General features: G+C 70.1%; 19 protein-coding genes. 3 read left to right on the top strand and 16 right to left on the bottom strand.

Annotated features, from left to right (window positions below; translation table 11 throughout):
- Nucleotide 1: 1 nt before the first annotated feature.
- The 6 genes from KDK95_RS12900 to KDK95_RS12875 all read right to left on the bottom strand — a co-directional run bounded on the left by KDK95_RS12900 (nt 2) and on the right by KDK95_RS12875 (nt 7,354).
- Nucleotides 2-970, bottom strand: coding sequence for a carbohydrate ABC transporter permease (locus tag KDK95_RS12900; RefSeq protein ID WP_212518359.1), 969 nt, complete (start codon nt 968-970; stop codon nt 2-4).
- Between the two features lie 4 nt (nt 971-974).
- Entirely contained in the window at nt 975-2,273 is a 1,299-nt protein-coding gene (locus tag KDK95_RS12895; RefSeq protein ID WP_212518358.1) for an ABC transporter substrate-binding protein, read from the bottom strand.
- A gap of 156 nt (nt 2,274-2,429) precedes the next feature.
- Complete coding sequence (locus tag KDK95_RS12890; protein ID WP_212518357.1) at nt 2,430-3,278, bottom strand: glycoside hydrolase family 43 protein; 849 nt, start codon at nt 3,276-3,278, stop codon at nt 2,430-2,432.
- Between the two features lie 3 nt (nt 3,279-3,281).
- Nucleotides 3,282-4,373, bottom strand: a complete 1,092-nt coding sequence (locus KDK95_RS12885; protein ID WP_212518356.1) for a LacI family DNA-binding transcriptional regulator — start codon at nt 4,371-4,373, stop codon at nt 3,282-3,284.
- Between the two features lie 65 nt (nt 4,374-4,438).
- Nucleotides 4,439-6,352, bottom strand: coding sequence for a glycoside hydrolase family 127 protein (locus tag KDK95_RS12880; RefSeq protein ID WP_212518355.1), 1,914 nt, complete (start codon nt 6,350-6,352; stop codon nt 4,439-4,441).
- Between the two features lie 381 nt (nt 6,353-6,733).
- Nucleotides 6,734-7,354 carry a helix-turn-helix domain-containing protein gene (locus KDK95_RS12875; RefSeq protein ID WP_307844330.1) on the bottom strand — a complete coding sequence of 207 codons (621 nt, stop codon included), beginning with the start codon at nt 7,352-7,354 and terminating at the stop codon, nt 6,734-6,736.
- 79 nt (nt 7,355-7,433) lie between these two features.
- Here KDK95_RS12875 and KDK95_RS12870 point away from each other — a divergent pair, with 79 nt between their 5' ends.
- On the top strand, nt 7,434-8,483 hold the full coding sequence (locus tag KDK95_RS12870; protein ID WP_212518354.1) for an NAD(P)/FAD-dependent oxidoreductase: 1,050 nt from the start codon (nt 7,434-7,436) through the stop codon (nt 8,481-8,483).
- Between the two features lie 588 nt (nt 8,484-9,071).
- On the opposite strand, the gene KDK95_RS12865 is transcribed toward KDK95_RS12870, so the two are convergent.
- The 9 genes from KDK95_RS12865 to KDK95_RS38210 are packed head-to-tail and all read right to left on the bottom strand — an operon-like array spanning nt 9,072 to nt 17,460.
- Nucleotides 9,072-10,235: an MSMEG_0565 family glycosyltransferase gene (locus tag KDK95_RS12865; RefSeq protein ID WP_212518353.1), complete on the bottom strand. Its 1,164-nt coding sequence runs from the start codon at nt 10,233-10,235 to the stop codon at nt 9,072-9,074.
- Nucleotides 10,232-11,071 carry a carbon-nitrogen hydrolase family protein gene (locus KDK95_RS12860; RefSeq protein ID WP_212518352.1) on the bottom strand — a complete coding sequence of 280 codons (840 nt, stop codon included), beginning with the start codon at nt 11,069-11,071 and terminating at the stop codon, nt 10,232-10,234. The genes KDK95_RS12865 and KDK95_RS12860 overlap by 4 nt, the downstream gene beginning before the upstream one ends.
- On the bottom strand, nt 11,068-11,925 hold the full coding sequence (locus KDK95_RS12855) for a carbon-nitrogen hydrolase family protein (protein WP_212518351.1): 858 nt from the start codon (nt 11,923-11,925) through the stop codon (nt 11,068-11,070). Before KDK95_RS12855 ends, KDK95_RS12860 begins: the two co-directional genes overlap by 4 nt.
- Nucleotides 11,922-13,361, bottom strand: a complete 1,440-nt coding sequence (locus KDK95_RS12850) for an MSMEG_0567/sll0787 family protein (RefSeq protein ID WP_212518350.1) — start codon at nt 13,359-13,361, stop codon at nt 11,922-11,924. Before KDK95_RS12850 ends, KDK95_RS12855 begins: the two co-directional genes overlap by 4 nt.
- A 1-nt stretch (nt 13,362) precedes the next feature.
- The gene (locus tag KDK95_RS12845; RefSeq protein ID WP_372463321.1) at nt 13,363-14,421 is read right to left on the bottom strand and encodes an MSMEG_0568 family radical SAM protein; all 1,059 of its coding nucleotides are present in this window, start codon (nt 14,419-14,421) and stop codon (nt 13,363-13,365) included.
- A gap of 41 nt (nt 14,422-14,462) precedes the next feature.
- Nucleotides 14,463-14,978 carry an MSMEG_0572/Sll0783 family nitrogen starvation response protein gene (locus KDK95_RS12840; RefSeq protein WP_212518348.1) on the bottom strand — a complete coding sequence of 172 codons (516 nt, stop codon included), beginning with the start codon at nt 14,976-14,978 and terminating at the stop codon, nt 14,463-14,465.
- A gap of 27 nt (nt 14,979-15,005) precedes the next feature.
- Entirely contained in the window at nt 15,006-15,821 is an 816-nt protein-coding gene (locus KDK95_RS12835; protein WP_212518347.1) for an amidohydrolase family protein, read from the bottom strand.
- 17 nt (nt 15,822-15,838) lie between these two features.
- On the bottom strand, nt 15,839-17,158 hold the full coding sequence (locus tag KDK95_RS12830) for an MSMEG_0569 family flavin-dependent oxidoreductase (protein ID WP_249161090.1): 1,320 nt from the start codon (nt 17,156-17,158) through the stop codon (nt 15,839-15,841).
- Complete coding sequence (locus tag KDK95_RS38210) at nt 17,155-17,460, bottom strand: MSMEG_0570 family nitrogen starvation response protein (RefSeq protein ID WP_372463320.1); 306 nt, start codon at nt 17,458-17,460, stop codon at nt 17,155-17,157. The genes KDK95_RS12830 and KDK95_RS38210 overlap by 4 nt, the downstream gene beginning before the upstream one ends.
- A gap of 518 nt (nt 17,461-17,978) precedes the next feature.
- Between KDK95_RS38210 and KDK95_RS12820 the strand changes: the two genes are divergently transcribed.
- Nucleotides 17,979-18,626, top strand: coding sequence for an RNA polymerase sigma factor (locus KDK95_RS12820; RefSeq protein ID WP_212518344.1), 648 nt, complete (start codon nt 17,979-17,981; stop codon nt 18,624-18,626).
- Nucleotides 18,623-18,838, top strand: a complete 216-nt coding sequence (locus tag KDK95_RS12815) for a hypothetical protein (protein WP_212518343.1) — start codon at nt 18,623-18,625, stop codon at nt 18,836-18,838. Before KDK95_RS12820 ends, KDK95_RS12815 begins: the two co-directional genes overlap by 4 nt.
- Before the next feature lie 13 nt (nt 18,839-18,851).
- Here KDK95_RS12815 and KDK95_RS12810 read toward each other — a convergent pair.
- On the bottom strand, nt 18,852-19,210 hold a 359-nt coding region (locus KDK95_RS12810), incomplete at its 5' end, for an SDR family NAD(P)-dependent oxidoreductase (RefSeq protein ID WP_212518342.1).

The following is a 19,210-nucleotide window of genomic DNA, read 5'->3' as shown; positions in this document are numbered from 1 at the left end:
ATCAGCCCTTCCCCGACTCGCTGGGATCGACCGCGTAGAACACGCTGCGGCCGAGGAACTTGAAGATGAGGCCGGTCATCAGCAGGATCACCGCGAAGAAGACCACGAGCATCGCCGAGCCCATGCCGTAGCGCGAGTAGTCGAAGTACTGCTCGTAGACGTCGACCATGTACACGTCGTTGGCCGGCGGGATGTTCGTGTAGACGTTGGAGCCGGCGATCGGCGAGAGCAGGATGGCCGGGACGAAGGTCTGCAGCGTCGTGATCGTGACCAGCACGGTCTGGAACAGCAGGATCGGCGAGATCGCGGGCAGCGTCACGTGCCGGAAGGACCGGAAGGCGTTGGCGCCGTCCATCTTCGCCGCCTCCAACTGCTCGGCCGGGACGGTCTGCAGCGCGGCCAGGTTGATGATGATTCCGGCGCCGACGCCCCACAGCAGCACCACGATCATCACGACGAAGGCCAGCTGGCCGTTCAGCCAGTCCAGCGGGTCGACGTGGAAGATGGCGAGGATCCGGTTGGCCGCTCCGGAGTTCTTGTCGAAGATGACCTTCCAGATCAGCGCCGAGGCCACCGGCGGGACGACCGCCGGGAGGTAGATCAAGGTGCGGAGAATCGTCCGCCCGCGCATCCGCTTGTTCAGCAGCACGGCCAGGAAGAGGCTGCCGGCGATGGTGATCGGGACCACGATCGCGCACAGGATCAGCGTCTTCGAGAGCGCCGAGAGCGTGTCGCCGGAGGTGAACACCTGCTGGTAGTTCGACAGGCCCACCCACGGCATGAATGAAGTCATGCCGTTCCAGTCGGTGAAGCTCATGTAGACGGCGTAGCCGACCGGGAAGGCCGTCAGCAGCAGAGTGCCGATCAGCCATGGCGAGATGAAGCCGTAGAAGGCCAGCGCGCCGCGGATCCGCCGGGCCCGCCCTCCCCGGCGCCGCGGCGCCGGGGAGGCGATCTGAAAGGTACTCATGGCTTCACTTACCCAGCGCCTTCTTGCCCGCCGCGAGCACGGCGTTGACGTCGGTCGTCAGTGTGTCGGCCAGCTTGGCGACCGACATGGACCCGGTGATGGCCGCCGGGAAGTCCTTGGCGAGTGTCGTGTTGATCGCGGTGTTGAGCGCATAGGGCGAGGCCACCTGGACGACGTCGATGTAGTCGAGCTCGTTGTTCTGCGTCGCGACGCACGCGCGCTCGAAGTCGTTGCGCTGCGGCAGCAGGGAGACCATGGATTTCAGCGAGGGCAGGCCGTCGCCCTTCGAGATGCGCTGCTTGGCGCCCGCGCCGCCGCAGAACCACTCCAGCCACGCGAAGGAGCCGCCCGGGTTCTTCGCCTTCGCCGGAACCCAGAAGCCGACCGCGCCGAACGACGGGCTGATCCGGGTCGAACCCAGCAGGGGCGCGGCGTTGAACTGGAGCTTGGACTCGAAGGCCGGGGCCGTGGACTCGGTGAAGCCGGTGTACCAGTAGCCCTGGCACGCCGTGGCCTGCTTGCCCGCGAACATCTCCGGGCCGTCCCAGTCCGGGCTCGGGTTCGTCACCGAGTAGCCCACGCCCGCCTTGCCCGCCTCCACGATCCAGGTCAGTGCCTTGATCGCCTCGGGCGAGGTGAAGTCGACGGTGGACAGATCCTCGGAGATGATCCGGCCGCCCGCGGTCGCCACCATCGCGGCGATCCGGTCGATGTCCGGCGTCACGTACCACAGGCCGTACATCGAGGTCTTGCCGCCGGAGGTCTTCGTCATCGCCTTCGCGGCGTCCAGCAGCTCGTCATAGGTGATCGGCTCGGTGGGCTTGCGCGCGGCGTTGCCCGCCGCCGACCACAGCTGCGTGTCGTACCACCACATCGCGTCCTGCGACCAGTCCTTGGCGATGCCGTAGCGCGAACCCGAGCCCTGCTTCGAGCCGTCCCACTTCCAGACATCGTTGACCGGCATGATGTCGGATTCCTTGAACACGCTGGACTGCTCGAAGTACGCGTCCAGGTTCAGCGCTATGCCCTGGCTGGCGATGTACGGGGTGACGTCGGTACCCGGCTGCTCGACCAGGTCCGGCGGGTTGCCGGCGGCGAGCATCGCGTTCAGCCGGGTCTGGTCGACGTTGATCAGGTTGACCTTCAGCTGCGGGTAGGCGGTCTCGAAGCTCTTGACCAGGTCGCTGCCGATCTCACCGGTCGGCGACATGACGGTCAGCGTGCCCGGCTTGATGTCCTGCACCTTCGCCGTCCCGGACGAACCGGTGCCCACGGTGCCCCCGCAGGCGCTCAGCAGCGGCATAGCGGCAGCGGACCCGGCCAGGGCGCCGGCCCCTCTGATCACGGAACGACGTGACAACGCGCGTGAAAACTCCATTGTTTCACTCCATATGAGAATTCTTATATTGCTTTGGTTTTGATCGTTCGGATCTGGTGCAGTCGTGGTGCGTATGGTGGCTCAGTCGGGCAGCGCCAGGACGGAGGCGTGCCGGATCCCCGTCGGCACCTCCACCTCGGCCGGCTGCCAGTGCGCGCCGTCGCCGCTGCGCACGGCGCCGTACCGCCCTTCGAGGTAGTGATCGAAGATCATGACCCACTCCTCGCCCCTGCGGAAGAGGCACGGGCCCTCCACCGCCGAGGGTCCGACCGGTCCGCGCGGCGCCTCGTAGGGTCCGCCGGGCTGGTCGAAGGTCGTCAGCAGGATGTGCTTGTGGCTGGTGGAGGTCTCGTTGACGCCGCGCTCGTCCTTGTAGGCCATCAGGAAGCGCTCCCCGTCGCGCACCACGGTCGCGTCGATCACCGGGTGGCCGGGATCGAAGAAGACCTCGGCGGGCGAGAAGGAGGAGAAGTCCTCGGTGGTGCAGGACCAGATGCGGTGGTCCTGCCCGACGTTCTGCCAGTCCCGACCCTCGGCGGGCACGGCGGGGTCGACCACCGAGGACCAGATCAGGTGGTAGCGGCCGGTGGTGTGGTCGAAGAAGAACTCCGGCGCCCACGCGTTGTGCGCGCCCGGCACCTCGGCCATCACCGGCAGCAGCCGCTGCGCCGACCAGCGGTTCAGATCGGCGTCCACGGACACGGCGTGCACGATCGAGGGACTCGACCAGCCGTCCGTGGCCAGCATGTGTATCCGCCCGTCCGGGCCGAGACCCAGGAACGGGTCGCGCAGGACGCCGGTGCCGACGCTGCCGCGCAGCACCGGGCGCCCCTCGTTCACCGGCAGGAAGCTGTAGCCGCCGTCCCGGCTCACGGCCAGGTGCAGCGACTCGTCCCGCTCGGTGAAATACGACATCACGTAGGTCGGCATCCGTCAGGCGTCCTGCCCGCTCGCGCCCACGGCATCGTCCGACGTGCCGCGCGACGAGGCGAGCAGCCGGTCGAGGATGGCGTCGACGTCGGCCGGGGCCGCCGTCGTGCCCCGCACGATCAGCTCCGTCGGCAACTGCATCCGGTCCAGCAGCAGCCGCTGGCCGTCCAGGATCGACAGCAGCGCACGCGCCGCGGTCTGGCCCATGTCGTGCAGCGGCTGACGCACCGTCGTCAGGCCCGGGAAGGACTGCGAGGCCTGCGGCAGATCGTCGAACCCGAGCACCGAGAACTCGTCTGGCACGCTCAGGCCCAGCGCCCGCGCCGCGTCCACCGCACCGAAGGCGATCAGGTCCGCCCCGGCGGCGATCGCCGTCGGCCGATGCTCGCCGATCAGCGCCGAGGCCGCCTGGAACCCGTGCGCGTAGGTGAAATCGCAGTCCACCACCAGCCGCGGGTCCACCTCCACGCCGGCCAGAGTCAGCGCGTCGCAGAAGCCCCGGAAGCGGATCGAGGAGCTGTCCATGTCCGACTCGCCGCGGATGTAGCCGATCCGGGTGTGCCCGAGCGAGAGCAGGTGCTGCACGCCTCGGCGCATCCCCTCGTAGTTGTCCACGATCACCCGCGGCAGCGCCACGTCCTGGCGACGCGGGTCGATCACCACGCACGGGATGTTCTTGCGCCGCAGCAGCTCGACGGTCTCCTCATCAAGGACCGGGGCGACCATGAGCACGCCGTCCACCAACCCGCGCGAGAGGAACTCGATCCGCTCCATCTCCCGCACGCCGTCCTGATAGGTGGCGTTGATCAGCAGCTCGCGCTCGGCCGCCGCGAGCTCGTCCGCGATCCCGCGCACGATCTCCAGGCCGTACTGCGTGGTCAGGTCCAGGGTCAGCACGCCGATCAACCCGCTGCGACCCGCCTTGAGATTGCGTGCGGAGATGTTCGGCTGGTACCCGAGCCGCTGCGCCACGTCCAGCACGCGCCGCCGGGTCTCGTCGGAGGCGCCCGGCTTCCCGTTCAGCACATTGGACACCGTCATCGCCGAGACACCCGCCTCCTCGGCGACTTGGGCGATGGTCACGCGGTCCGGCACCGGTCCTCCTGGTAGCTATATCGCTAAAGTGATGTGCGAAACGTTAACGCTAAAGTCCGAGGGCGTCAAGAACTTCGCACGGCACGATGCGGCAGCCAGACGCGCATGGCGCCGGCCTCGCGGTTGGCCCAGGCGAAGTAGGGGACGGCCGTCACCCGGCCGCGCACACCGGTTTCGGCCGCCGCACCGAGCGTCCGGTACGGCCAGTCCTCCTCCGGCGCCGCGGACCCCGCCGCCGTGGCGTCCACCCGGACCGTGGGCAGCGCGATCCCGCCGATCTCCCGTTCGGCGCCGAGTTCCGCCGCGCCGGACAGGACGAGCGTGTCGATGTCCGCATCCTGGTCGACCTGCTCCGCGCAGTACACCAGGGGGCCGCACTCGACGGCCACGCATCCGCGCGCATCGTCGACCCGCGGGTCGGCCACCGTAAGCCGCGGCTCCACCGGGAATCCGACCTCGATGCGCTCTCCCCCGCGCCACCGCCGGGTGATCCTGAGCCGGTCGGCCGTGCCGACGTCGATCGGCCACCCGTCCAAAGCGGCTTCCACCCGGCCGCGCGCCCACCGCGGAACACGCAGGGACAACGTCCACTCGCCCGCGGCTTCGCCCGGGATGGTGATGCTCACGCCACCCTCGAAGGGATATCCCGTCCGCACGTCCGCGCCGAAGCCCTGCGGCGAGCGGATCGAGCCGGACGCGTACTGGTGGATCTGCAGACCATCGCCGTCGACCGTGGCGACGTAGTGGCTGAGGCTGGCCAGGGTGCGCATCACGTTCGGCGGGCAGCAGGCGCAGTGGAACCACTCCTGGCGGCCGCCCGGCCCGAGCGTCGAATCCGGCCGCACCTGCAGGGGGTTGACGTAGAAGAAGCGCGAGCCGTCGAGCGAGACGCCGGCGAGGAAACCGTTGTAGAGCACGCGCTCGAACATGTCGGCGAACTGCGCCTCTCCGGTGGCCAGCAGCATCCGCCACGACCACTGCATCAACGCGATCGCGGCGCAGGTCTCGGTGTAGGCCCGGTCCGCCGGCAGTTCGAACGCGTCGCCGAACCCCTCGTCCAGGTGACGCGCTCCGGCGCCGCCGGTCAGATACGCCTTGCCGCGGACCAGGTCCGCCCACTGTGCGCGCAGCGCGGTCAGCAGTTGCTCATCGCCGGTCTCGAGGTAGAGGTCCGTCACTCCGGCGGCGAGATAGAGCGCGCGCACGGCATGGCCGTGCAGACTGCGCGTCTCGCGCACCGGCGTCGTGTCCTGGAAGTAGTGGCGTCCGAAGCGGTGCTCGCCGATCAGCCCTCCCCCGCGCAGATCCACCATGCGACGCGCCAGGTCGAGATATGCCCGCGTACCCGACTCCCGGTACAGCTCGACCAGGGCCGTCTCGATCTCCGGGTGGCCGCAGTAGCCCGCGCGCCGGCCGTGCTCGCCGAACTCGGCCACCAGGACGTCGGCGAAGCGGATGGCCACCTCGTACAGGCCCGTCTCGCCCGTCGCCCGCCGATGCGCGATCCCGGCCTGGATGAGATGGCCTGCGCAGTACATCTCGTGGCCGTTGAGCAGGTCCGCCCAGCGCTCCCCGCCGCGTACCACCGTCGTATAGCTGTTGACGTATCCGTCCGGTTCCGCGGCGGCGCGGATCAGCTCGATCACGGCCTTGGCCGACTCGAGCAGCTCGGGAGCCGAGCCGTCGCGCAGGCTCCAGGAGACGGCCTCGAGCCACTTGTACGCGTCCGTATCAAGGAACACCAGGTCGCCGCGATACGGGCCGTCCGCCTTGCCCGCGGCGATCTCGAGGTTCTCCAGCACCCCGGAGGCGGTGATGCGCTCAAGCCCCGCCGCGAGCGAGCGCTCGTTGTTCACCGCCACCCGCTCCGACCAGAACCCGGGGCCGAAGCGCACCGACCCGGCGGGCAGCGGCCGCAGCACGGCCTTCGCGTCGGCGCTGAGCGCGGCCACGGGACGGTCCAGTCCGCCAGAGTTCATGGGCGATCTTCCTGTTCTGGGTCGGTTTCGCCGACTGAAGCCTCCGAAAGCAGACGGAACTTATCGCTAAAGTAGATGAGCGTCAACGCCCGAGACCGCCGACCGCCGCCGGCCGCCGACGGGTAACCGCGAGCCTCGACCGAACGGCCTAAAGGTCTGGGAAACCTGCGCTCACGACGGAGCGATCCCGCATGCAGCCGCGCCGGTCGCGGAGTTGATCGGCGGCGAGAATCGCGCCTCTTGATGGGAGATTCGGAATGAGGTGCGAATGCCCGGCCCCGGGGGCAGCCGGCTGCCGTGGCGACCGGAGCCCGCCAGATCTGCCCCGCGACCGCCCCAAGACACAGGCATCCTGTCCGGTCGCCGGTCGCTCTGTTTCTGTCAGTTCTGCTTCGGTCGGGCGCGCAGGTGGGCACGCTCTCCCTGGCGGCCGAAGAGCACCAGCAGTTCGACCGGGTGTTCGTCGGCGTTGTCGAACCAGTGCGGGACGCGCGTGTCGAATTCGGCCGCCTCGCCCGTCGACATCACCAGATCGAGGTCGCCGAGCACAAGGCGGAGTTTGCCGTTGAGTACGTAGAGCCACTCGTAGCCCTCGTGCGTGCGCGGATCGGGCTCACGACTCCGGCCGCCCGGCCTGAGCACCAGTTTGTGCGCCTGGATGCCGCCCGGATTGCGGGTGAGCGGCACCCGCGTCATCCCGTGCTCGGTCACGGGCCTCATGTGCACGCGAGGATCGCCGGTCTGCGTCGCGCCGACCAGGTCGTCGAGCGTCACTCTGTAGGCCTTCGCCAGGGGGAGCAGCAGTTCCAGCGTGGGCCGGCGGCCGCCGGACTCGAGCCGGGAGAGCGTGCTGACCGAGATGCCCGTCTGCGCGGAGACCTCGGCCAGCGTGTTCTGCCTGGCCTGCCGCAGCATGCGCAGTCGGGCGCCGACCGCGTCGAGCGCATCGCCCGTGCCGAGTGCGGCGGATGCGGCGCCCGTCGGATCGTCCGTGTGCTTCACGCCTCTATTTTGCAGGATCGGCAAGAAGGTTTGCCAGCCGACGTGCCCAGGACGCATCGTCGACGCGGAGGTGGTGGTCATGACCCAGGAACTGCACGAGATGTATGACGTGGTGGTGGTCGGCGGCGGAGCGGCCGGCCTGAACGGGGCGCTGCAACTGGCGCGTTCGCGGCGGTCGGTGGCGGTGATCGACGCGGGCGCGCCGCGCAACGCGCCGGCCGAGGGCGTGCACGGGCTGCTCGGCCGGGAGGGGATGCCGCCCGGCGAGCTCCTCGAGCGCGGCCGGGCCGAGGTCCGCGGCTACGGCGGCCGCGTGGTCTCCGGCGAGGTCGCCGGAGTACGGCGGGTGCGGCAGGCGTCCGGCGAACGGTTCGAGGTCGAACTTGCGGACGGCCGGCGCACCCTGGCCAGGCGCTTGCTGGTGACCATCGGGCTGGTGGACGAACTGCCTGATGTGGCCGGGCTGCGCGAGCGGTGGGGACGTGACGTCATCCACTGCCCCTACTGCCACGGCTGGGAGGCACGCGATCGGGCCATAGGTGTGATCGGCAGCGGTCCGATGGCGGCCCATCAGGCGCTGTTGTTCAGCCAATTGAGTGCGGACGTCACTCTCTTCGCCCACACCATGCCCGCGCTGACTGACGAGCAGTGGGATCGGGTGGCAGCGCGCGGGATCGACGTCGTCGAGGGCCGAGTCGCCCGGATCGAGATCGACGCCGCGGCCGACCGGATCACCGGGGTGCGGCTGGTCGGTGGCAAGGTCTTCGCCCGAGAGGTGATCGTCGTCGCGCCGCGTGCGGCGCTGCGCGCAGAATTTCTCCGCGGCCTCGGCCTGCAGCCGCAGCAGCACGAGTCGGGCATGGGCGAGTACCTGCCCGCCGATCCGGCCGGACGCAGCGAGGTGCCGGGCGTCTGGTTCGCGGGCAACGTCGCCGATCCGTCCGCACAGGTCGGCGCGGCCGCGGCGGCGGGTGCCACGGCGGGCGCGCAGATCAACTTCGACCTGGTGATGGAGGAAACGAACGCGGCCGTCGCCGCGCGCAACGACCCGTTCTCCGCGGCGAGCGAGGCGCGGGTCAACGAACTCGCGGCCGTGGCGGCGCCTGAACGCCACCACGGGCTCGGCTGAGCGGCGCCCGCTTCGGGGCCGGCGCGCCCAGATGGCCGTGGGAGCAGCGGTAGATGAACATGCCGGCCTTCGCTTCGCCGAGCGGGGGACGGCCCACCGGGTTTCATGCGGCTATGGATATGGGTGTAGCAGGTCCATCAGGACTCTTATGGTCGCTGTAGTGTAGCTACTCGTATAGTCGGCCGGCGCGAGCATCCCGGCTCGCCGGTGCCTGCGGCGGTGGTTGGAGAACGCGATCCAGCGGAAGGTCTCGCGACGGCCTCGGCCTCGTCGGCGAAGCGACCGGTCTCGAGCATCGTGACGGTTCGGCGGCGGGCTCAGGCTCGTGCCAGCAAAACAGCGTGCCCGCGTGGCGTTGACCTGGGCCTTTAGGCGTGCGGGCGCGCTGTCCATCTCATGCGGATCGCCGGCCCTCGGCTCTGAGCCATCGCTGCCGCGGAGCCTGCCGGCCCCTCGAGGTGGCTTCAATGGGTTGGCCTTCTTGATCATTTGTCGGATTGCGCGTTCTGGACCGCGCCTTGCGAAGTCGCCCGCCCGAGCTCGCGGCAGGAGCTGATCAGGCTCCAGGTCGTCGAAGGTGAACGCGATCTACTCCAGGGTGGGGAGCGCGCTTCGCGGATCAGCCGGTCTGGCGTATCGCGGACTACCTCTACCGACGCCGTCGGCGAGCGTGCGATAGAAGTCGAGGTGGCGGTGTGCGGCTGCGGTCCAGGTGTGCCGGGCGGCGAGGATTCGTCCGGCGTCCCGCTTCGTGGGGTCCTCGACCGCGAGGGCGTCGTGCAGTTCGGCGGCAAAGTCGTCGACGGTGGCGGCGAAGCGGGCGGCGTCGGCGAAGACCTCGCGCAGGACGGGCAGGTCGCGTACGACGAGCGGGGTGCCCGCGGCGAGCGCCTCCATGGCGGCGAGGCCGAAGCCTTCCTTGGTGGAGGGGAACGCGAACGCGTCGGCGCCGGCGACGAGGGCCGGCAGCTCGTCATCGGGTACGGGGCCGAGCACGATCGGGTGCACGCTGAGCTCTCGCGCGCGGGCTTCCCAGGCGGCGCGGTAGTCGCGGTAGTCGAAGAGCGTTTCGCCGCCGCCGATCACGAGGCTGACGTCGGGGCGAGCGGCTCGCAGCAAGGCGTAGGCCTCAAGGAGATCGAGCGAGCCTTTGCGGGGCTCGATGCCGCCCACGGTGAGTATGTAGCGGCCGTGCTTCGCGCGCCGGGCGGCGCGGGCGGCAGGGTCGGTGGCGGCGAAGCGGTCGTACGCGACGCCGTTGGGGATGACTTCGGCCTTGATACCCCAGCCGTGAGCGAGCTCGTCGGCCACGGCGCGGGAAACGCATAGGTGGGCGTAGGGCTCGACGATGGCGCGCTCGTGGCAGGCGGCCAGTTCGGGCGTGGTGAAGTGGTCGATGTGGTGGACGGTGCGGATGCAGGGGCCGCTCGGCATGGCGGCGTTGGCGCTGATGCAGTCCTGGGCGTGGACGATGTCGTATTCGGCCGACGCCGACTCGAACGCCCTGCGCAGCACGGCGATGGAGCGCAGGATGCGCGGTCCGACGCCCTCGTCCGACGATCCATCAGGGAAGGGAACGACGCGCAGCTGTACGGACGGATCGACGGGGCGGAAGAAGCCCTGGTCGCCGCCGCGTCCCAGGCTCCAGACGGTGACGTCCTCGCCGAGCGCGGCCAGGGCTTCGGCGAGGGCGAGGGTGTGCACGACTCCGCCGCGCGGCTTCGTCGAGTAGGACAGCAGCGCGATTTTCACGAACGCTTCTCCCGGTAGACGTCAGGGCGGCGTTCGTCGAGGTGGTGCAGGATACGGCGGGCGCGGTCGACCTCGGCCGCGGCATCGACCTCGGCGACGGCGAGTCCGGCCTTGGCCCAAGTGCGGGCGAGGATCTCGCCACCGGGGCCGACGACCTTGGCCTGGCCGAGGAAGCGCATGCCGCCCATGGCGCCGGTCTGGTTGGAGGAGGCGAGCACGAGCTGGTTCTCGGCGGCGCGCGCCTGGTCGTAGAGGTCGAAGAGCCTGGCCTGCCGGTCCTGGGCCATCCGCGGCGCCCGGTTGGTGATGCTGGTGGGCCAGGCGGAGAGGCACGCGAGGATCTGCGCTCCGTCCAGGGCGAGGGAGCGGGCTGATTCGGGGAAGGTCTTGTCGTAGTCGATGAGCATCCCGATCCGGCCGACCGGTGTGTCGAACGCATCGAACGTGTCGCCGGGAGCGTACGCGGCGATCTCCCCGGCGGGCAGGTGCACCTTGCGGTGGCGGCCGAGCACGCCGTCTCCGTTGACGCAGACCGCCGCGTTGTAGTGCACCGCGTCGCCGCCGTCCTCGCAGTAGCCGAGGCAGACCACCATCTCGGCGGCGAGCGAGGCCACACGCTGGATGAGGGGGTCGTCCGGGGCGAGCGCGGGCGGGAGCGCGTCCGGGTCGGGGTGGCGCAGGTCGGCGAGGTAGCCGCCGAGCGCCGCGTCGGGCAAGACCAGCAGGCCGGCGCCCTCGGCGCGGGCGTCGGCGATCAGCTTGGCGATGCGGGCCAGGTCGAACTCCAGGTCGCGGCCGAAGTGGGCGGCCGCGGCCGCGATCCGGATGCTGGTCATGCGGTGACTGCTTCCCCCGTGTCGTAGGTGTAGGTCCGCGGGCGCCGGTCGCGCAGGTGGCCCATGGAACGGCGGGCGGTCTCCAGGGCGCGGGCGACGTCGAGTTCCGCGATCGCGAGTCCGGGCTCGACGCCGGTGTCGGCCAGGATCTCGCCGCCCGGGTCGACGACCTTGGCGCTGCCCACGAAGCGTAGCGTTCCGAAGGTGCCCGCCTGGTTCGCCGAGAGCCAGACGATCTGGTTCTCCAGGGCGCGGGCCCGGTCGAACAGGTCGAAGCGCCGCTTCCAGCGGTCCTCGGCCAGGTCGGCTGACGGATTGGTACGCGCGCCGGGCCACGCGGAGACGACGACCCCGATTTCTGCCCCGTCCAGGGCGAGGGCGCGGGCGGACTCCGGGAAGGCCTTGTCGTAGCAGATCATCATGCCGATCCGGCCGGCCGGGGTGTCGAAGGCGTGGAAGCGGTCGCCGGAGGAGTAGCTGGCGTCCTCGCTGAGCGGCTGGTGCACCTTGCGGTGGTTGCCCAGGACTCCGTCGCCGGTGACGCATACGACGCTGTTGTACCGGGTGCCGTCGCCGCCGTCCTCACAGTAGCCCGCGATGACGACCATGTCCCGCGCGAGCGCGATCAAGCGACGGATCTCCGGGCCGTCGAGCGCGAGGGCGGGAGGTCCGGCGTCGTGGTCGGCGTAGCCGTCGAGACTCAGCAGGTAGCCGCCGAGGCAGGCCTCGGGCAGCGCGAGCAGTCGGACTCCGTCCTCGCGGGCCTGCTTGACCAGGCGCTCGGCGATCGCGAAGTCCTCCTCCAGGTCGCGGCCGAACTCGGCGGCCACGGCCGCCATACGCAGGGTACTCATGCAGGTCCCATTCCGGTTACCGGCCCGTCGAGCGCGGCCGTGATCTCTCCGTCGGGCCAGTGCAGCCCCACACCTTTGCCTTCGGCCAACTCGCCGCAGCTCACGCTCACGGCGGGGCCGGCCGGGAGCGCAGGCGCGTCCGGCTCGTCAGCGGTGAGCATCGCGAAGCCGGGAAAGCAGGTAAGCCAGTCGCCCATGCTGGCGCCCGTCGGCTTCGGCACGGCTGCCACGTCGAGGATCGCAGCGCAGCCGCTCGCCTCGGCCAGCATGCCGAGCGTGCCGACGATCCCGGCCATCGAGACGTCCTTGGCCGCGGCCGGGCGCGCCGCCGCGACCGAGCCGATCATCGTGCGCAGGTCTTCGCCGGTGCGACGCGAGGTGGAATCCCACTGCCTCCCGCGGTATCCGGAACGCCAACCGCCGTGCAGGTCGGCTGTCAGCCGCACCGCGTGGCCCGCGTGCCCGCCGCCGCCCGGAATCGGGTGTGCGGTGCGGCCGAGCGCGGTCACGGCCAGCGCGGCGGGAACGCCGAACTGGGTGTGGCCGCCGAGCACGGGAACCCCGTAGGCCTCGGCGGCGCTCGCCAAGCCCTCGAGCACGCGGCCGGCGTGCCGTGCGTCCTTCGCGCCGAGCGCGTCGAGCAGCCCGACCGGACGTGCGCCCATCGCCGCCAGGTCGTTGACGTTGACCAGGACCGCGCACCAGCCGGCCCACTCCGGATCGCGCTCGACCATGGCGGGTACGATCGCGTCGCAGGCCGCGATGACGTCTGTACCCGGCACGGGGGCGCCGTCGTCGCCGACGTAGCCCGCGCCGCCGAGCCCCTGTGGCAGCGCGCTCAGCACGGTGCCGAGCCGCGCCTTCGTCGCCGCGGCCAGAGCGCTGATACGGCCGATCGGCCAGCGCATCAGAACATGCGGGGCGCCCGCGATCGTCACGGGGCGTACGCGCTGCCAGCCGATTCGGGTGAAGAGGCCTTCGTTGCGGGCCTGGACATGCGCCTCGAAGCGCAGCGCGCCCTCGCTCTCCGCGCGTGCGCACGCGGCACGCACCAACGCGGAACCGAGTCCGCCCAGGCCACGCGCGTCGGGCGCGACAACGAGCCGTCCGCCCTGCCACCAGCCGATATCCGGGCCGTCGAGCGCGGGCCCGAGCCGTACGCCGCCGACGATACGACCGCTGCGGTCCCGCGCCACCAGCACGATCGTTCGCGGGTCCTCGTCGGGTGCATCGAGGTCGTGGCCGTCGAACAGCCCCTGCTCGTGCACGAAGATCTCGCGCCGCAGCTCGCGGTAGGCGGCGACGGACGCCGCGTCCTGTGCCTGCTCGATGCGGAAGTCCGGCACCCGGGCCAGTGTGCTGCGATCACCGAGCAGCGCCAGGATGTCGATCACCGGATCCGCCGCAGCGGGCAACGCGGTACCGTCGAGGTACAAGTCAGCCTCCCGCGCTCTGCAGCACGCTGCACGCGCCGCACGCCGCGCATCCGGCCTTCTGATCCGCGCCGGTCATCCCGGCCGCACGCAGCTTCACCGCGACGCCTTCGGTCACGTATCGCAGCAGCTCGGCGCTCGGTGCGGGTATGCCGTCGCGTGCGGCGAGCGTGCCGCGCATCGGCCGGAACGGCACGACGAACGGGTACACTCCGCGCTCGATCAGCCGTCCGGCGCCCGCGATCAGTTCGTCGGGGTTCTCGCCCAGGCCGACCAGCAGGTACGTCGAGACGCGGTTGCGGCCGAACACGCGAACCGCCTCGTCCCACGCTGCCTCGTACTCTGTCATCGGCACCCGCGACTTGCCCGGCATCCAGCGGCTTCGCACCGCGTCGTCGAGCGCTTCTACATGAATGCCGATCGAGGTCGCGCCCGCCTCGTACAGGGCGTTGATCCACTGCAGGTCGCCCGGCGGCTCGCACTGAACCTGAATCGGCAGGCCTGGCACCGCCTCCAGGACCGCGCGCACCGACCTGGCCAGTGCCCGAGCACCGCGATCGGGACCCGTGGTGGTGCCGGTGGTCATCACCATCTGCCGCACCCCGTCCAAGCGGACGGCCGCCTCGGCGACCTCGGCGAGCTGCGCGGGCGTCTTCGCGCCGACCGTCGCCCCGGCGCGCAGCGACTCCTCGATCGTGCAGAAGCGGCAGCGCTCGGACTCCTCGTAGCGGATGCAGGTCTGCACGACGGTGGTGGCCAGCACGTCCGCTCCGTGCAGCCGGGCGATGTGCTCGTAGGGCACGCCATCGGCCGTGCTCAGATCGTAGAAGCGGGGCCGGGTGACGGGGATGAGGGTCAGGCCGGTGTCCTGCTCACCAAGCCACACCCGGCCCTCGCGCACCGAATAAGGGCTCTGCGGGTTGGTGGGCAACGCGGCGTTGGCACCGTCGACCAGCACATGGCCGTCGTCGCTGGGTCCTGCTCCGTCCGGCCGCCGCACCGGGGCCTCGACGCGCACACCGTGCAGCGCGAGTTCGGCCCGGGTCAGGACGCGCACGTCCACCGCGCTCGAAGACTGGGTGCCAACGCTCACGTCGCACCTCCTTACAGCTGGTAGGTGGAGTTGATGATCGCGCCCTTACGCGCGTAGTGGATGATCGCGTCCTGCACGTCCAGCGGGTGGGTCGGGATGACGCCCTCGATCAGGTCCTCCTCGCGGGCGCCGTGCAGCGAGAGGCCGAAGCGGCAGCAGTAGACCTTGCCGCCCTCCGCGATGAAGGTCTTGAGCTGGTTGTTGATGTTGTGCTCGCCCGGGAACGCGGAGTTGCCGGTGGTCGGGAAACCGCGGGTGGCAAGGCAGTTGAGCGAGCCGGGCCCGTAGAAGTAGATCGCCGACTCGAAACCCTTGCGCAGTGCCCGGGTGGCCTGCAGCACGGCGACGAAGCTGACGGAGGACTCGTGCGCGATGCCGTGCACGAGGGTGAAGTAGGTCTCGCCGTCCTCCGCCTGGTAGTCAGGGAAGACTTTGGTGGACCCGTAGATCGTCGATCCCTCGGGCAGCGAGGGGTGCGGGATCTCGTTCAGAGACTTGGTCTCGATGTCGGACAGTTCGACGGTCATGCTCTCTCTCCTTGGGAGTGTCGAGGGTCAGTCGTAGAGCGCGGCGAAGGTGTCCTGGAACGCGAACCGGGCCAGTTCCCCGTCGCCGAACGCCGCGGCCATCCGCGCGTGCTCGCCCGCGTAGTCGCCCCAGGGCTGGTCGCTGGCGAACAACACCCGGTCGTGGCCGATGCCGCGCCGTTCGATCTCCCGGGCCAGCCAACCCGGCGCGAAGCCGATGGCCCAGGACAGGTCCGTGTAGACCCGCTTGCCGGCCGCGATCCAGTCGAAGAACCGCGAGCCGGCGAGCTTGATGTGGCCGCTCATCCCGCCGCCGAAGTGCACCAGGTGCACCGGCACACGGTCGGCGTACCAGTCGACGAGGTGCCCCACCTCGTCGATGTCCGAAGCCGCGCCGGGCGAGGTGTGCACGTGCACCACCAGGCCGTGCCGCTCGGCCGCGGCGAAGATCAGATCGAGCTGCGGGCGGCAGGCCGGATCCGTGACCCGTCCGCCGAGCAGGAAGCTCAGCTTCAGAACCCTGACTCCCGGCTCTCCGGCCAGCGCCAGCGCCGCCGCCGTGCGCGCCGAATCATCCGGCCGCGGCGAGACCCACAGCCCGGCCCGGATCCGGTCGTCGCGCTGCGCGGCCTCGAGCGCCAACTCGTTGAAGGAGAACGCGATCGCCGGGTCCGGCACGCCGTAATTCGGGATGACCAGCGCGCGCTCGGTGCCCTCGGCATCGAGGTCTGAGATCAGCTGCTTGATCGTGGCACGAGCCGTGACGTCCGGGTTCACCGGCGGCCCGCCGTAGAACGGATACGCGGGCAGAACCCCGATGTGCCGATGCGCGTCGAAAACCATGGGATCTCGCAGTCCTTTCAGCCGACCGGCAGAGCGGCGGTGAGCCCGGTAGGAGCGCCGGTGAGTGTGCCGCACACGTCCGCCATGCGGCGCGAGGCCTCGATGTGGTCGGCGAGGAAAGCCGCATCTCGGCCCACGGCCTCGAAGCGGCCCGATCCCCAGGAGTACTGCCAGGGCAGACCGAGGAAGTAGAGCCCGGGCGTACCCGTCACGCCACGCCAGTGCATCGGATAGCCCCGCCCGTCGAACACCGGAACCTCGATCCACCGGTGATCCCGCCGGAAACCGGTGCTCCATACGACGGAGGTGATCCCAGCCTCGACCAGGTCGATTTCGCCCGCCTGGTCACCGGGTTCCCACACGGGCACGTAGCGCGCCTCCGCCGGCGCGTCGATGCTCTGCGCGGCGATGTGCGCGTCGATCGCGTCCTTGATGCTCTCGGCAACCGCGTCCGCGTGATCGAGGTTCACCTTCAGATCGTCGGCGAACTCCAGCCGGGTCCCGCTGACCCCAGTCAACCGTCCGTACAGCCGCATTCCGTCTCTCGCGAAGGCCCGCAGGTCGATATCGCGCCCACCGTCGCGGCCGGTCACGTAGTGGTTCACCCGCATCCGCACGGCGGCCGCGTCATCGAACTCATCGATACTCTTCCGGTAGTGGCCCATCTCGTCGAGCCACGCCACGCAGTCCCGCCCGCGGTAGAACCGCGCGACCCGGGGCGCGCTGCCCACCGCCAGATGCACCGGCCGCCCCGCGAGATGCAGGTCCTCCGCGATCTGGCAGCCCGACTGCCCCGTGCCGACCACCAGCACCGCGCCCGGCGGCAACTGCTCGGCGTTGCGGTACTCGGACGAGTGGACCTGCTCAACGCCGTCGGGCAGGCGCTGAGCGAGGGCGGGCACAAACCTCGTGTGATACGGCCCGGTCGCCACCACTACCTGGTCCGCCGTGAGGTCGCCCGCACTCGTCGAGACTTCGAACACCCCGCCAGCCGGCGACCGGCGCAGCCGCGTGACGCGAACCCCCTCCACCAGGGGCGGCGCGAACGACGCCGCGTACGCCTCGAGATACCCGATGATCTCCTCGCGCACCATGAAGCCATCGGGATCGGTGCCCTGATACGCGTAGCCAGGAAGCTTGCACTGCCAGTTCGGCGTGACCAGGCAGAACGAATCCCACCGCCGACTCCGCCACTCATGCCCGACCGCGTTCGCCTCAATGACGACATGCTCGACCGCGCGCTTGCGCAGGCAGTAGCTCACCGACAAACCCGCCTGCCCGCCGCCGATCACGGCCACCGGAAAGTGCGCCCCCGCAAGCCGTACGGCGCTACTCATCGGACACGCCCGTCGGCATCGACCAAGGCCTCGACAGTGACCGTCGCCCCGTCCACACGGGCATATGCGGCGGCGGCCTGCTCGATCCGGGCGAGTTCCGCGGAAGCCCCGGTACATAAGAAGCCGTACTTGTCCCGCACCCGCTCCCCGGCGATCCCGAGCGCAGTACGGCTGCGCTCGACGAACTCCGCGACAGCGTACTCAGCGCCCGCCGCGAAGTAATCCGCGACGACTGTGGACGGGGAATAGCAGCGCTGCGTGACGCCGTCCGGCCAGCGCACGACGACATACATTTCGGGCATGACATCCTCCGTACCAGGCGCCTCAACGCCTCGGAACCGGCTCTCGGAAACCAAAACTGAACCCGGTTGATTTCGGAACGATGTCATCCGGACTAAAGAAACGTTGCCGAGATCTAGCCCGTATCGCGCTGGCGACGCCTTCGTGTACGCCAGGAGGACACTGGTATCAATCGATCCGGAGGCGACGCGGTAGGTGCCGCCGGACTGCTCGAAGGAGGGAGCGGCGAGCGTGACGGATCGCTGATTCATTCGGATGTCCAGTGGGCGACGTGGTCGGCCCTGTCCCACTCCGGCATCGCCCCTACTGAACCTAGCGCAGCCGATCGAGGGTCTCGATCGGCCGGCCGGTCTGGCGCCCCCTGCGTGAGCGGTGGAGCGATGCGCACTCGCGCTTGGCCACGAGCGCGACCCGCTACGCGCGGCCATCCGCGACGAACTCGCCCCATGTGCGGGTTCTTCCCATTGGCCCTCGGTGCGTTGCTGCACGAGCGGAAGGTTAGGGTTGTGGTGTGAAGCCGTTGGAGGAACTCGTCGCAGCGCTGGATGCGGAGTCGGCTGAGTGGGTCGCGGCGTTGACCGGGCCGGCGGCAGAGCGTGCGCAGCGTGAGGCGCGGCTGCATGGGATGCTCGTTCGGGTGGCATTGCACGAGTTGGGCAGGCGCCGAACGACCTCGCCGTGGCTCGCCGGAGTCGAGCTGGAGGATCTCGCGCATCAGGCCGCCGCGGACGCGATGCTCGCGATTCTGCGGAAGCTGGGGACGTTCCGCGGTGAGAGCCGGTTCACGACCTGGGCCTACCGGTTCGTGATCCTCGAGGTCTCGGCGAAGCTCGGTCGGCACTACTGGCGGGTGCATCCGCCGGTCGCGCTGGAGGCGGAGGCCTGGGAACGGCTTCCCGACCGGTTCGGTCTCGATCCGGCCGAGCACGTGCAGCGGGCGGAGCTGGTGCGGGCCATGGGCCGCGCGGTGGACGAGACGCTGACCGCGCACCAGCGTCGGTTGTTCACGGCCATCGTGCTCGAGGGGACGCCGCTGGACGCACTGGCCGTCCGGCTGGGCACGAACCGGAACGCGATCTACAAGACTGTTTTCGACGCCCGCCGAAAGATCCGGGCGTATCTGGTCGCCAACGGTTATCTGGAGCAGGAAGGGACGGGCGCGCGATGAATCACCGGGACAGGCTCGGACGCTTCCTCGCCACGGACCCGGCGGACGTCGGTTGCGAGGAGGCGATGGCGGTTCTGCACGTGTACGTCGACCTTATCGCCGACGGGCGGGACGCGGCCGCAGCCTATCCCGGGGTGGCCGCGCACCTGGCGGCGTGCGGCCCATGCGGCGAGGACTTCGAGGGCCTGCTCGCCGCTGTCACCAGTCCCTAGCCGCCTTAGCCCGTCAGGCCTCCCAGATCGCCCCGGTCTCCGCGCCGCCGAGCCGGGCGAGCAGTGCGGCGGCGGAGCGCTCGGGCGTGATCAGCTCGCCGGAGGTCACGAAGCGGTTGAACCTGCCGTGCAGCGCCGCGCCGATCCGCTCCAAGTCCTGGCCGCGGATCCACTCCTGCATCGCGGTGTCCACCCGGCCCGGCCGGAACACGTTCACCGTCACGCCCGTCCCCCGCAGCTCCGCGGCCAGGTTGAGCGTATGCGCCTCCAAAGCCGCCTTGGTCGCGGCGTACGCGTTGCCCCGCACCATCGACTCGGGGCGCGCGGCGATTCCGCTCGAGACGTTCACGATCCGGCCCCAGCCCTCCCCCG

It is taken from the genome of Actinospica acidithermotolerans (genome assembly GCF_018139625.1).
GTDB classification, from domain to species: domain Bacteria; phylum Actinomycetota; class Actinomycetes; order Streptomycetales; family Catenulisporaceae; genus Actinospica; species Actinospica acidithermotolerans.
This window is presented reverse-complemented; position numbering and strand designations above follow the sequence as displayed.

Coding starts and splice junctions, on each gene's coding strand:
- KDK95_RS12880 (WP_212518355.1), bottom strand. CDS start 6,352: ATGAACTCTGGCGGACTGGACCGTCCCGTGGCCGCGCTCAGCGCCGAC.
- KDK95_RS12830 (WP_249161090.1), bottom strand. CDS start 17,158: ATGAGTAGCGCCGTACGGCTTGCGGGGGCGCACTTTCCGGTGGCCGTG.
- KDK95_RS12840 (WP_212518348.1), bottom strand. CDS start 14,978: ATGACCGTCGAACTGTCCGACATCGAGACCAAGTCTCTGAACGAGATC.
- KDK95_RS38210 (WP_372463320.1), bottom strand. CDS start 17,460: ATGCCCGAAATGTATGTCGTCGTGCGCTGGCCGGACGGCGTCACGCAG.
- KDK95_RS12900 (WP_212518359.1), bottom strand. CDS start 970: ATGAGTACCTTTCAGATCGCCTCCCCGGCGCCGCGGCGCCGGGGAGGG.
- KDK95_RS12835 (WP_212518347.1), bottom strand. CDS start 15,821: ATGGTTTTCGACGCGCATCGGCACATCGGGGTTCTGCCCGCGTATCCG.
- KDK95_RS12860 (WP_212518352.1), bottom strand. CDS start 11,071: ATGACCAGCATCCGGATCGCGGCCGCGGCCGCCCACTTCGGCCGCGAC.
- KDK95_RS12855 (WP_212518351.1), bottom strand. CDS start 11,925: ATGAGTACCCTGCGTATGGCGGCCGTGGCCGCCGAGTTCGGCCGCGAC.
- KDK95_RS12895 (WP_212518358.1), bottom strand. CDS start 2,273: ATGCCGCTGCTGAGCGCCTGCGGGGGCACCGTGGGCACCGGTTCGTCC.
- KDK95_RS12815 (WP_212518343.1), top strand. CDS start 18,623: ATGAATCACCGGGACAGGCTCGGACGCTTCCTCGCCACGGACCCGGCG.
- KDK95_RS12870 (WP_212518354.1), top strand. CDS start 7,434: ATGACCCAGGAACTGCACGAGATGTATGACGTGGTGGTGGTCGGCGGC.
- KDK95_RS12890 (WP_212518357.1), bottom strand. CDS start 3,278: ATGCCGACCTACGTGATGTCGTATTTCACCGAGCGGGACGAGTCGCTG.